The organism is Streptomyces sp. NPDC031554, assembly GCF_055580685.1.
The window spans coordinates 586,691-599,421 of the sequence record NZ_JBVIKX010000005.1 but is presented as its reverse complement, the minus strand read 5'-3'; the positions used below and the strand labels follow the sequence as shown (position 1 = coordinate 599,421).

Here is a 12,731-nt window from a genome sequence, read left to right as displayed (position 1 = left end):
CCACCCGCTACGACAAGACCGCCGAGTCCTACCAGGCAGCCGTCACCCTCGCATCGCTCCTGATGTGGGCGTGACATTTGAAGACAGAACCTAGGAACCGAGGGTGTCCAAGGGGACCCGCGGATCGGCCAGTGCCTCCGTGTCGACCCGTTCGCGGGAACGGACGAGCCGCTGGATCTGCTCTGTGACGTCCCACACGTTCACGTTCATCCCCGCCAGCACCCGTCCCTCCTTCACCCAGAACGCGATGAACTCCCGTTTCCCCGCGTCCCCGCGGATCACCACCTCGTCGTACGTCCCCGGCGGCGCCCACCCGCTGTACTCCATCCCCAGGTCGTACTGGTCGGAGAAGAAGTAGGGCACCCGGTCGTGGGTGACGTCCTTGCCGAGCATGGCGCGGGCGGCGGCCGGTCCGCCGTTGAGGGCGTTGGCCCAGTGCTCGACGCGCAGGGTGGTGCCGAACAGGCCGTGCGGGAAGGACGCCACGTCGCCGGCGGCGTGGATGTGGGGGTCGGAGGTGCGCAGCCGGGTGTCCACCGCGATGCCGCCGCCGTGGGCGCGGTCGGCCAGCTCCAGTCCGGCGGCCTCGGCGAGGGCGGTCCGCGGGGCGGCGCCGATCGCGGCGAGCACGTCGTGCGCCGGGTGCTCCTCGCCGTCGTCGGTGCGGGCGGCGAGGACCATGCCGTCCTGGCCGACGATCTCGGTGAGCCGGACGCCGAAGCGGAAGCGGACGCCGTGCTCACGGTGCAGTTCGGCGAAGACGTTGCCCAGCTCGGGGCCGAGGACGCCGTGCAGCGGGGTGGGCTCCGGTTCGACGACGGTGACCTCCGCCCCGTACTCGCGGGCCGCCGCCGCGATCTCCAGGCCGATCCAGCCGGCGCCGGCGATCACGATGTGGCCGTTGTCACGGCCGAGTGCGGCCAGGACCCCCTTGAGGCGCTCGGCGTGGGCGAGGCGGCGCAGGTGGTGGACGCCCGCGAGGCCGGTGCCGGGGATGTCGAGGCGACGCGGTTCGGAGCCGGTGGCCAGCAGCAGCTTGTCGTAGTGGACGAGGGTGCCGTCGTCGCCGAAGCGGACGGTTCCGGCCGTGCGGTCGACGGCGTCGACGGTCTGGCCCAGGTGGAGCTCGACGTCGTTGCGCGCGTACCAGGCGGGCTCGTGGACGAAGACGCTCTCGCGGCTCTCCTTGCCGAGCAGGAAGCCCTTGGAGAGGGGCGGGCGCTCGTAGGGGTGGTCCCGTTCGTCGCAGATCAGTATCACGCGGCCGGTGAAGCCCTCGGTCCTGAGTGTCTCGGCCGCCTTGGCGCCGGCCAGGCCTCCTCCGACGATGACGAACGTCTGATCCGCGTCGACCACGTGATGCCTCCTCGTAACGGTGCCGCCACCCGAGCGTCCCGCACGCGACAGGCCGGGGGAAGGGGGGCTGACCCGATCAGGCCACGGAGTGTCACCTCCGGGCCCGTCCGGCCGGCCCCCCGACCCGGCCCGCCCGGCTGCCCCGCCCGACCGGTCCGGGGCCCGGTCCCGCCCGGTTCAGGGCCGGGTGGTGAGGCGGGCGTGCAGCGAGCGGGCCGAGGCGTCGGTGAGCGAGGCGATCTGGTCGACGATCACCCGCTTGCGGGCGCGGTCGTCCCCGGCCCGGTCGAACAGGGAGCGGAACTGGGGGTCCAGCCCGTCGGGGGCGCGGGCGGTGAGCGCCTCGGCCAGCTCGCCGATGACCACGCGCTGGTCGGCGCGGAGCAGCTCCTGCTCGGCGCGCTGCATGACGTACCGGTCGGCGACGGCCTTGAGGACCGCGCACTCCAGGCGGGTCTCGCGGGGCACGACGAGTTCGGCGCCGTAGCGGGTGAGGCGTCCCGTGCCCCACCGCGCGCGCGTGGCGCCCTCGGCGGCCAGGCAGAAGCGGCCGATGAGCTGGCTGGTGGCGTCCTTCAGACGGGCCTGGGCCACGGCCGTGCCGTCGTAGCCGTGCGGCCACCACGGCTGGTCCTGGAGGCGGTCGAGGGCGGCGGCGAGTTCCGCCGGGTCGGTGTCCGCGCTCACGTAGCGGCCGACGGCGACGCGGAAGACCTCCGCGCGCTCCGGTTCGGCCTGCAGGCAGCCGGGGTCGATGTGGCCGGCGTGCAGGCCGTCCTCCACGTCGTGCACCGAGTAGGCCACGTCGTCCGACCAGTCCATGACCTGCGCCTCGAAGCACGTGCGCGTGCCGGGGGCCTCCTTCCGGACCCAGTCGAAGACGGGGCGGTCGTCGTCGTAGACACCGAACTTGGGTGACGCCGGGTCGACGGGGTGGGCGCCGCGCGGCCAGGGGTACTTGGTGGCGGCGTCGAGGGTGGCGCGGGTGAGGTTGAGGCCGACGGAGCCCTCGGGGGTGAAGCGCTTGGGCTCGATGCGGGTGAGCAGGCGCAGCGACTGGGCGTTGCCCTCGAAGCCGCCGCAGTCGTGGGCGAAGTCGTTCAGCGCCTGTTCGCCGTTGTGCCCGAACGGGGGGTGGCCGAGGTCGTGGGAGAGGCAGGCCGCCTCGACCAGGTCGGGGTCGCAACCCAGGGCCGCGCCCAGCTCCCGGCCGACCTGGGCGCACTCCAGGGAGTGGGTGAGGCGGGTGCGGGGGGTGGCGTCCCAGGCCCGGGCACGGGTGCCCGGGGTCACCACCTGGGTCTTGCCGGCGAGCCTTCTGAGCGCCGAGGAGTGCAGGACGCGGGCGCGGTCGCGCTGGAAGGCGGTGCGGCCGGGGCGCTTGTCGGGCTCCGTCGCCCAGCGTTGTGTCGACAGCTCGTCGTAGGACATGCCCCGACAGTAAGCGGCGGCGGTGACAATCGGACGCCGTGGGGCCGCCGGGTCCCCGGGGGTGCGCGGCGGCCTTCGTGGCGCGCGTCCTCAGGCGGCGCTGCTGCCGGCGGTCGCCGCGCGTGCCTGGTCGTAGCGGTGCAGGACCAGGCGGGCCATCGCCTCGTGGGGGCCGAGGGGGGCCGCGGCGATCCAGGGCGCGGCCTGCGCGCACTCGGTGGCGAAGCGGCCGGGGGCGGTGAAGTACGAGGCGACGGCCACCCGGTGGCGGCCCCTCGCGGCGAGCGCGCGGACGGCGTCGGGGACGGTGGGCGCGGCCGTGGAGGCGTACGCCGCGACCACGGGGACGCCGAGGCGGGCCGCGAGGAGGCGGGCCGTGCGGCCGGTGTCGACGGCCGAGTCCGGGTCGCGGGAGCCCGCCGCCGCGAGGACCACCGCGCTCGTGCGGCGCTCGGCGTCCGTCATCCGGGTGCGCCAGCCGGCCTCGACGAGACGGGCGTGCAGCGTCTCCACGAGGAGGGGGTGCGGGCCGAGCGGCGCGGCCACGCGCGTGCGCACCCGTGCCGCGGCGGCCGCCTCGGGGATGTCCCGGCGCACGTGGTAGCCGCGGCTCAGGAGCAGCGGCACGAGGACGGCACCCGCCGTGTCCGCGGCGCCCGCCGTGCCCGCGGTGTCCGCCGCGTCGAGGCCGGCGAGGGTGTCCGACAGCAGCGGCTCGTTCAGTTCGATGTGCCCGAGGTGCACGGGCAGGCCGGGGCGCAGGTCGCGGACGCCGTCCAGGAGGGTGCGGACGGTCCGCAGGGCGCGCGGGTCGCGGCTGCCGTGGGCGACGACCACCAGCGCGGGCGGGCCGGGGCGCCGGCGGCGGTCGAGCGGGACGGGGCCGGGCCGGCCGGCGGGCCGGGAGCGGATCCGGTTCATGGGGTGCGCCGTCCTGTCGGGGTGGGCGCCATCGGGCAGCGGGCTGCCGGGGCGGTGGGGGGACTCGTCGTACGTCCCGTCGTACATCTCGTGGTCCGTGGAGGGCGACGCCGTCATGGACCGATCGTGGCGGTGCGAGGTTGCACCCCCGTTGCACGACCGTCACGGGTGTTTTCCGGGGGTTCACGGCGGGCGCGGCCGCGCTGTGAGGTGCCGCGCGGGCGGCGGGCGGGGCGGATGTGACCGGAGTGACGCGCGGACGGCCGAACCGGACCGCCTCCCGTCGCGTCTTTCCCGGGCGGAACCGGCGGAACTGGCGGGGCCGTCCGGGAGAGCCCGCGGGAAGGCGCTCCGGGAGGGTGGTCCGCGCGACCGGTCCGCAAGGGCGGCAAGGACGGCAAGGGCAGCAGGGGGCACCTCATGAGGATCCGTCGACCGCGGCTGCCGCGCACCCGTACCGGGTGGCGGCGGCTGGTGCAGGGGGTGATGGCCGGGTGTGTGCTCGGGCTGCTGCCGGCCACGTGGCTGTTCGTGTCGACGGCGGACCGGCTGGGCACGACGGCCGGCGCGCCGCGCACCGACGTCGCGGTGGTGTTCGGTGCCGGTCTGTGGGACGGGGAGCCGTCGCCGTACCTCGCGCACCGGCTGGACGCGGCGGCGACGCTGTACCGGGAGGGACGCGTCAGGGTGGTGCTCGTCACCGGGGACAACAGCCGTGCGGACTACGACGAGCCCGACGCCATGCGCGCCTACCTGACGCGGCACGGCGTCCCGGACGCGCGGATCGTGAGCGACTACGCGGGGTTCGACACGTGGGACTCCTGCGTGCGCGCCAAGAAGATCTTCGGGGTCGACCGGGCCGTCCTGATCAGCCAGGGCTTCCACATCCGGCGGGCGGTCGCGCTGTGCGAGGCGGCGGGCGTCGAGTCGTACGGCGTCGGCGTCGCCGCCGAGCACGACGTGACCTGGTACTACGGGGGCGCGCGGGAGATCCTCGCGGCCGGCAAGGCGGCGCTGGACGCGGTGTTCGAACCGGATCCGCGCTTCCTCGGACCCGAGGAGCCTGGGGTGAGCCGGGCGCTGGCGTCGGCCGGACGGGACGGATGACGTCCGCGGCGGCTCTCCGCGGGCCCTCGCGCCCGCGGCCTCCGGACCGGGCGGGCCCGGCCCCGCCCGGTCCGGGTGGCGCCTCACGCCGGGCGGGCGGCCGCCGGGAGGGCACCACCACACCGCCGTAACAGGAGGCCGCACGGCGCGTAACACGGCCGAAGCACGCTGACACGCATGGAGACCACCTCGACGCCCACCCACTGCCCGTACTGCGCCCTGCAGTGCGGGATGAACCTGTCGCCCACGCCGGAGGGGGGCGTCGAGGTGACCGAGCGCGCGGACTTCCCGGTGAACCGGGGGGCACTGTGCGGCAAGGGCCGCACGGCGCCGGCGGTGCTCTCCTCCCGGGTGCGGCTGACCTCCCCGCTGGTGCGCTCCGGCGGCGCGCTCGTGCCCGCCGGCTGGGACGAGGCACTCGACCGGATCGCCGGTGAGCTGGGCAGGATCCGGGCGGAGCACGGTGCCGACGCGCTCGGGGTGTTCGGCGGGGGCGGGCTGACGAACGAGAAGGCGTACGCCCTCGGCAAGTTCGCGCGGGTGGTGCTCGGCACCTCGCAGATCGACTACAACGGCCGCTTCTGCATGTCGTCCGCGGCGGCCGGCGGCATCAAGGCCTTCGGCCTGGACCGGGGGCTGCCGTTCCCGCTGGAGGACATCCCGAGGACCGGCTGCGTGATCCTCGTGGGCTCCAACCTCGCGGAGACCATGCCGCCCTCCCTGCGCTTCTTCAGCGAACTGCGCGAGAACGGCGGCACGTTGATCGTCGTCGACCCGCGCCGCACGAAGACCGCCGAGCAGGCCGACCTGCACCTGGCGCCCCGGCCCGGCACCGATCTCGCGCTGGCGCTCGGGCTGCTGCACCTGGTCGTCGCCGAGGGGCGGGTCGACGAGGAGTACGTGCGGGAGCGGACGTCCGGCTGGGAGGAGGCGCGGGCGGCGGCGATGGCGCACTGGCCGGAGCACGTGGAACGGATCACGGGCGTGTCCGTTCCGCAACTGCGCGAGACCGTGCGGATGTTCTGCGAGCCGGAGGCCGCGATGGTGCTCACCGCACGCGGACCCGAGCAGCAGTCCAAGGGCACCGACACGGTGGGCGCGTGGATCAACCTGTGCCTGGCGACCGGCCGGGCGGGACGCCCGCTGTCCGGCTACGGCTGCCTCACCGGTCAGGGCAACGGGCAGGGCGGACGCGAACACGGCCAGAAGGCCGACCAGTTGCCCGGCTATCGCAAGCTGGACGACCCGGCGGACCGCCGGCACGTGGCCGGGGTGTGGGGGGTGGACCCCGACAGCCTGCCCGGTCCGGGGCGCAGCGCCTACGAACTGCTGGACGCGATGGGCACCGACATCCGCTCGCTGCTGCTGATGGCGTCCAACCCGGTGGTGTCCGCGCCGCGCGCCGCGCACGTCGAGGACCGCCTCAGGTCCCTGGACTTCCTGGCCGTCTGCGACGTGGTGCTGTCGGAGACGGCCGCGCTCGCGGACGTCGTGCTGCCCGTCACCCAGTGGGCCGAGGAGACCGGCACGACGACCAGCCTGGAGGGCAGGGTGCTGCTGCGGCGGCGGGCGGTCGCTCCCCCCGAGGGGGTGCGCAGCGACCTGGAGGTGCTGCACGGGCTGGCCGCTCGGCTCGGGGTGGAGAAGGGTTTCCCCACCGACCCCGAGGAGGTCTTCGACGAGCTGCGCCGGGCCGGCGCGGGCGGGCCCGCGGACTACTCCGGGATCACCTACCGGCGCCTGGCGGAGGAGAACGGGGTCTTCTGGCCCTGCCCGGCGCCGGCGGAAGCCGCGACGGCGGGAGCGGGAACGGCGGAAGCCGCGTCGGCGGCGGGAGCGGCGACGACGGAAGCCACGTCGGCGGCGGGAGCGGCGACGACGGAAGCCACGTCGGCGGCGGGAGCGGCGACGACGGAAGCCACGTCGGCGGCGGGAGCGGCGACGACGGGAGCCGCGTCGACGACGGGAGCCGGGGCCGGCGGCCGGGAGGGCACCGGTTCCGGCGTGTTGCCGGACGCCCCCGCGCACGACGGCCCCGGCAGCGTCCACCCCGGCACGCCCCGCCTCTTCCTCGACCGGTTCGCCACCGCCGACGGCCGGGCCCGTTTCGTGCCGGTCTCGCACCGGCCCACCGCGGAGGAGCCGGACGCGGAGTACCCGGTCCTGCTCACCACCGGACGGGTGGTGGCCCAGTACCAGTCCGGTGCCCAGACCCGGCGCGTGGACGAGCTGAACGCCGCCGCGCCCGGCCCGTTCGTGGAGCTGCACCCCCGCCTCGCGGCGCGGCTCGGCGCGGCCGAGGGCGATCCGCTGGCCGTCGTGTCACGGCGGGGCCGGGCGGTGGCGCCGGCCCGGATCACCAGCGGCATCCGCCCCGACACCGTCTTCATGCCCTTCCACTGGCCGGGCGAGGGGCGTGCCAACACGCTGACGAACCCGGCCCTGGACCCGACCTCGCGGATGCCCGAGTTCAAGGTGTGCGCGGTGCGGGTGGAGATCGCCGGGGCGTAGGGCGTGTCGCGGAAGCCCCTCCCCCGCGGGGGGCGCCCCCCGTTCGGCACGCCGGTGGGCGGCACCCTCGCGGGGGTGCCGCCCACCGGCTTTCCCGGTGCGCGAGGGGTCAGTTGACGTTGACCGCGCTCCAGGCGGCCGCTACCGCGTTCTGTTCCGTGCTGCCGGCGCCGTAGAGGTCGCGGGCCGCGTTGAGGGTGGCCGTGCGGGCGCCCGCGTAGTTCGTGGAGGACGTCATGTAGACGGTCAGCGCCCGGTACCAGATCTTGCCGAGCTTGTCCCGGCCGATGCCCGTCAGCGTCGAGCCGTTGGACGTCGGGGAGTTGTAGGTGACGCCGTTGACGGTCCGGGTGCCGCTGCCCTCCGCCAGGAGGAAGGCGAAGTGGTTGGCGACGCCCGAGGAGTAGTGGACGTCGAGGCCGCCGACCGAACTGCTCCAGTAGTCCGCGGAGTTGCCGTCCTTGGACGGCTTGTCCATGTAGCGCAGGGCGTCCCGGCCGAAGCCCGGACGGACGATCTTCTCGCCGATGAGGTAGTCGCCGGCGTCGGAGGTGTTGGCGGCGTGGAACTCCACGAGGGTGCCGAAGATGTCGGAGGTCGCCTCGTTGAGGCCGCCGGACTCGCCCGAGTAGGTCAGCTTGGCGGTCTTCGAGGTCACGCCGTGGCTCATCTCGTGGCCGGCCACGTCCAGCGCCACCAGCGGGCCGAGCTGGGTGCCGTCGCCGTCGCCGTAGGTCATGCAGAAGCAGCTGTCGTCCCAGAAGGCGTTGTTGTAGGCGTTGCCGTAGTGGACGCGGTTGTAGGAGCCCTTCCCGTCGTTGCCGATGCCGTTGCGGCCGTGGACGTTCTTGTAGTAGTCCCAGGTCACGTCCGTGCCGTACTGCGCGTCCGCCGCGACGGTGGCGCGGTCGGCGGTCGTGCCGGTCCCCCAGTGGTTGTCGGCGTCCGTGAACACGGTCGAGGGGGCGCGGCTGATGCAGATGCCGAAGATGCACAGGTCGGTCTTGTTGGCCGCGTCGCCGGTGTAGGTGTTCCCGCGGGTGGGGTCCTTGAGCTGGTACGTCGATCCGGAGGGGGTCGTCTCCAGCGGGACCGTGCCGCCGTACAGCGACGCGCCGTCGCCGGTCGCGGTCTCCAGGGTGTCCCAGGCGTCGATGCGGGTGCCGGTGCGGGCGTCGGTCAGGACGGCGCGGGCGACCGGGTTGCCCCGCGCGTCCAGCGCGACGACGTCCGTGTGCCAGGCCAGCCGGGGCGCGCCGTGCAGGGCGTCGACGACCAGTCGCGGCTTGGCGGTGAGCTTCCTCAGTTCCTCGCCGGGGTGCGCGGCGCGCAGGGCGTCGGCGGCGGTGTCGGCGGCCCTGGGCGCGGGGAGGGCGGGCACGACGGTGGGCAGGGAGATCTCGCTCCCGGTCGCGCGGTCGGCGCCGCGGTAGCCGCCGTCGGGCGCCAGGTGGACCACGAAGTCGCCGCCGAGCACCGGGAGTTTCCGGTAGGTGCGGTCGTAGCGCACGTGCTGGGTGCCGTCCCGGTCGACGATCACGTCCCGGACGGCGGTGCCCTGGGCGGCGGTCAGGCCCAGGCTCGCGGCGCGCTCGGCCAGCACGGCGGCGGCGTTGTCGAGTGCGGTGGCACGGTCCGGTCCGCCGGCCGCGTCGGCGGCGGGGGTGAGCACGGCGGCCAGGAGGGCGGTCGTGGTGGCGGCGACGCAGGCGGCGGCGAGACGGGAACCTCGGACGTGCGGCCGTATCCGGCTCATCGGTCTCCTCGGGATCCTCGGTAGGGCGCCGTGGGGGGCGCGTGGGGATGGCACTGAGGTCGTCCTGAGATTTAAGGGGGCATGACATGTCATGTCCATAGCGCATGCGTGCGGGAGGGGTGAGAGTGCCGCGAGGGAGAAGAATCGTTTCCGTAATCACGCCGCGGTGATCGGAGCGAGGCCGCGGCCGGGGCTGACCCGGCACGGATCCGGGCGCCGCGGCGTGATCACGGGCGCCGTCGGGGCGGACCCGGACGCCGTCGAGGCGGACCCGGACGCCGCCGAGGCGGACCCCGATGCCGTCGAGGCGGACCCCGATGCCGTCGGGGCCGGGCCGGATCACCCGTTCACCCCCCTCCCCGCACTCTTCGGCCCCTTTTCCGCGGACCGCTCCGCGCACCGCGGTGACCTGCGGGAACAGCCGGGGATGCACCCTCGCGGCCGATCCCGCCGGCACCCGTTCACCGCATTCGCGGCGTCCTCTCGGCAAGCGGGTTCGCGTCGCTGCCACTTACCTCGAAGGAGCAGGGGCGCGACTGACGCAGCGGCACATGGGGATGTCGCGGGCCGCCTCCCCGACAGCTCGGAGGAGCACCGATGCGACGTACCGCCGCCCGACTGCTGTCCGGTGCCGCGCTCGCCGCGGCCACCGCGGCCGGGCTCGCCGCACCCGTCCAGGCCGCCGCCTCCGCGTCCGCCTCCGGGGGCGGCAGCCTGGACGTGTACCCCTCCACCGCCGTGCCGGGCGGTCAGGTCAGCGTGAACACGGCCGCCTGCGGCGATCCCGGGGCGGCCGTGGGCGACGCCGGCGCGGTCGGCGCCGGCCCCTTCACGCTCGCGCCGAGCAGCCACGACGGTCAGGCGATCGGCCAGTTCCAGGTGCCGCCGAGCGCGCAGCCGGGGACGTACGAGATCGTCGCACAGTGTGCCGCGGACGGGCGCAGGGTCGCCGGGGACCTGGTGGTCGTGCTGAGTTCCACGCGGGAGCAGATGTACCCGCGCGGAAGCGTGAAGACGGGGGTCGGCGGCGCTCTGGGCCCCGATCCCGTGCAGACCGCGGCCGGGGTGACGGCTCTCGCCGTCGCCGCCGCGGGCGGTACCTGGCTCCTGCATCGCCGGGCGAGAGGCGACGGGATCTGACGGACACCCTCCGCTGTCCGTCCGCCGGTACCGCATGTCCCCTCCCCCTCCGGGTCCGACGCCCCTCGCGGCCCGGAGGGGGGCACGGGGCTCCGTCGGGAGAGGGGTGCTCCACCCATGCGCAGGATCGTCGGAGACATCGTCATAGCCGCCGTCACGGCGGTCGCCCTCGGCTCGGGTGTGTGGCTGCTGCACGGCGCCGGGACGCACGCCCCGCCGCAGCCGTCGGCCGCCGAGGCCCGTCCGGGCGGCGCCGACCCGCGGGCCGCGCCCGCGCTGCCGCCGTCCCCGCCCGACCGTGTCCGCATCCCGTCGATCCGGGTGGACGCCCCGCTCACGGGCCTCGGTCTGACGCCGTCCGGCAGCCTCGACGTGCCGCCGGCCGAGAGGAAGAACCTCGCCGGCTGGTACGAGTCCGGCACCACCCCCGGCGAGACCGGCACCGCGATCGTCGCCGGGCACGTCGACAACGCGGACGGCCCGGCCGTCTTCTACGACCTCGGGGCCCTGCGCAGGGGCGCCACCATCGAGGTGGACCGGCGCGACGGCGGGGTCGCGGTCTTCACCGTCGACGCGGTCGAGGTGTACGACGCCCGCGCCTTCCCCGACCGGAAGGTCTACGGGGCGGCGGCGCGGCCCGAGCTGCGGGTGATCACCTGCGGGGGCGGATACTCGCGGGCGACCGGCTACCGGGGGAACGTGGTGGTGTTCGCGCATCTGACGGGGAGCCGCTGAGGGGGCACGGCGCCGCACGGCCCGCGCGGCCGGTCGCCGCGGAGCGACGTTCCCGGGCGTCGGAGCCGGCGCGTCACGGACGAAGGGCCGCCGGGACGCCGGTGTCGGCCTCCGGGGCCCGGCGCGGGAAGGGCGATCGCGGAGGTCCGCCTCACTCCGAGCGCTTCGCGCCCAGGGAGTTCAGGAGTGCCGCGCCCCGTTCGGCGTCGTCCACGCTCACGGCGAAGTCCCTTCCCCCGGCGCGGACGACGAGGCACGGTCCGCCCCGGAGCATCACGGTGGTTCCCAGCCCGCTCAGCCGGTAGCCCCAGCCGCCCACCTGCGCCGGCGAACGGTCCTCGGCGCGGGCCGACTCGATGTCCTCCACGGCCCAGTGCCGGCTCGGCCGTCCGAACGGTCCGAACGACACTCTCAGCCCCTTCTCACTGACCGTCACCTGCACGGAGGCGCAGCCCAGGACCAGGATCGAAGCGAGCGCGAAAGGCGCGATCAGCGGCCAGTGCGGAGCCGTCAGGCCCGCGAGGGCGGCCACGGCGGCGGCCAGGGCGACGACCCCGGTCAGTGCCGCGGTCGCGTGCAGCCACGGGTTGGAGGCCCGGGAGAACCACATCAACCGTTGACCGGCGGGCAGCTCCGTCCGGGGACCGTCCGCGGACCGGTTCCCCGCGGCAGGACCCCGCCGGCTCGCCGACCGGACGACCAGGCCCGCCGCGAAAGCCGCCACCAGGGTCGCCGCGAGGGTCGCCGCGACCCAGCCCGTCACCGGTCCGGCCTGCCGCCAGTCGGCCCGGTCCAGGTTCGCCCGTACGACCGACGCCTGCGCGCCGACCAGGAGGACACCCCCCGTCAGCAGGGTGACGCCCGCCCATCCCCGGGCCGCACCGCCCGGTCGGCCGTTCGCCCGCCGTGCCGCGATCCCCACTCCCGCGACCAGCGACGTCCACATCAGCGCCGGGAAGAACGCGGCCGCCCACAGGGGCAGGGAACCGTCGGGGGGCCCCGTGCCGCTCCAGTGTGTCGCCAGCCTCTCCGGCAGCCGCCCGCTCGCGGCCGGCGGCATGCCCGCCAGCAACGCCAGGACGCCGACAGCCCAGCCGGCGATGCCCCACACCGCGCCGCCTCCGCGCTCCACGCGCCCGCTCACCGCATCTCCCTGATCATCTCCATGAGGTCCGCCCTGCCGTAGCCCAGGCGCGCCGCGTCGGCCACCAGACGTCCCACGCGCTCCAGCAGTGCGGAGCGCTCGTCCGCTCCGGCGGCGACCGTCACGCCCCGGCCGCGCCGGAACTCCAGGACCCCCTGATCCCGGAGGGCCCGCAGCCCGCGCAGGACGGTGTTGACGTTCACGCCGAGCGCCCGGGAGATCTCGCGTGCCGGGGGGAGCCGGTCCCCCGGCCCGCACTCCCCTTCCGCGACGGCACGCCGGATCGCACCCGCCACCTGCTCGTGCAAGGGGCGGGTGTCGGCGACGTCCAGTCTCAGCAGCATGGTGCCAATGACGCTAGCACCATCCACTTCATCGGTGGTGGGAAACGGCGGGGAAGGACCGTGACGGCCGGCCGCGGCCCTCGGCCGGCGTCAGATCGTCGGGCGCTCGGCGTGGCCGGCCCGAGCACCGCCGCCCGAGCCGTTGCCGACGGGACCGACGGGACCGACGGGAAGAGACGTCGTCGAGCGCGGCGGTCCGCTCGGCCAGAGCGTGCGGCAGGCCGGGGCACGGGGGGAAACCCGGGACAGGAGAACGACGGAGCTCCCGTGCCGATGAGCCGGTGAG

Annotated in this window: 10 protein-coding genes; 4 read left to right on the top strand and 6 right to left on the bottom strand. The window is 75.2% G+C overall.

What is annotated here, in order from left to right; genetic code table 11:
* Positions 1–90 precede the first annotated feature (90 nt).
* The 3 genes from ACZ5FU_RS17330 to ACZ5FU_RS17320 form a co-directional block, all read right to left on the bottom strand.
* On the bottom strand, positions 91–1,356 hold the full coding sequence (locus ACZ5FU_RS17330; RefSeq protein WP_451530094.1) for an NAD(P)/FAD-dependent oxidoreductase: 1,266 nt from the start codon (positions 1,354–1,356) through the stop codon (positions 91–93).
* Between the two features lie 177 nt (positions 1,357–1,533).
* Positions 1,534–2,787 (bottom strand): deoxyguanosinetriphosphate triphosphohydrolase, encoded by a 1,254-nt coding sequence (locus ACZ5FU_RS17325; RefSeq protein WP_451530095.1) that lies wholly within the window; start codon positions 2,785–2,787, stop codon positions 1,534–1,536.
* A gap of 90 nt (positions 2,788–2,877) precedes the next feature.
* Complete coding sequence (locus tag ACZ5FU_RS17320; protein ID WP_469045513.1) at positions 2,878–3,708, bottom strand: sirohydrochlorin chelatase; 831 nt, start codon at positions 3,706–3,708, stop codon at positions 2,878–2,880.
* Positions 3,709–4,128: 420 nt separating this feature from the next.
* Here ACZ5FU_RS17320 and ACZ5FU_RS17315 point away from each other — a divergent pair, with 420 nt between their 5' ends.
* Positions 4,129–4,815 carry a SanA/YdcF family protein gene (locus ACZ5FU_RS17315; RefSeq protein WP_451530096.1) on the top strand — a complete coding sequence of 229 codons (687 nt, stop codon included), beginning with the start codon at positions 4,129–4,131 and terminating at the stop codon, positions 4,813–4,815.
* A gap of 177 nt (positions 4,816–4,992) precedes the next feature.
* Entirely contained in the window at positions 4,993–7,326 is a 2,334-nt protein-coding gene (locus tag ACZ5FU_RS17310; RefSeq protein WP_451530097.1) for a molybdopterin oxidoreductase family protein, read from the top strand.
* 109 nt (positions 7,327–7,435) lie between these two features.
* Here ACZ5FU_RS17310 and ACZ5FU_RS17305 read toward each other — a convergent pair whose 3' ends face one another.
* Positions 7,436–9,082, bottom strand: coding sequence for a M4 family metallopeptidase (locus ACZ5FU_RS17305; protein WP_451530098.1), 1,647 nt, complete (start codon positions 9,080–9,082; stop codon positions 7,436–7,438).
* 597 nt (positions 9,083–9,679) lie between these two features.
* Between ACZ5FU_RS17305 and ACZ5FU_RS17300 the strand changes: the two genes are divergently transcribed.
* Positions 9,680–10,222 (top strand): hypothetical protein, encoded by a 543-nt coding sequence (locus tag ACZ5FU_RS17300; protein ID WP_451530099.1) that lies wholly within the window; start codon positions 9,680–9,682, stop codon positions 10,220–10,222.
* Positions 10,223–10,339: 117 nt separating this feature from the next.
* Entirely contained in the window at positions 10,340–10,957 is a 618-nt protein-coding gene (locus tag ACZ5FU_RS17295; RefSeq protein WP_451530100.1) for a class F sortase, read from the top strand.
* Between the two features lie 151 nt (positions 10,958–11,108).
* Here ACZ5FU_RS17295 and ACZ5FU_RS17290 read toward each other — a convergent pair whose 3' ends face one another.
* Positions 11,109–12,101 (bottom strand): DUF1648 domain-containing protein, encoded by a 993-nt coding sequence (locus tag ACZ5FU_RS17290; protein WP_469045506.1) that lies wholly within the window; start codon positions 12,099–12,101, stop codon positions 11,109–11,111.
* Entirely contained in the window at positions 12,098–12,445 is a 348-nt protein-coding gene (locus ACZ5FU_RS17285) for a GntR family transcriptional regulator (RefSeq protein WP_451776255.1), read from the bottom strand. The genes ACZ5FU_RS17290 and ACZ5FU_RS17285 overlap by 4 nt, the downstream gene beginning before the upstream one ends.
* Positions 12,446–12,731 lie beyond the last annotated feature (286 nt).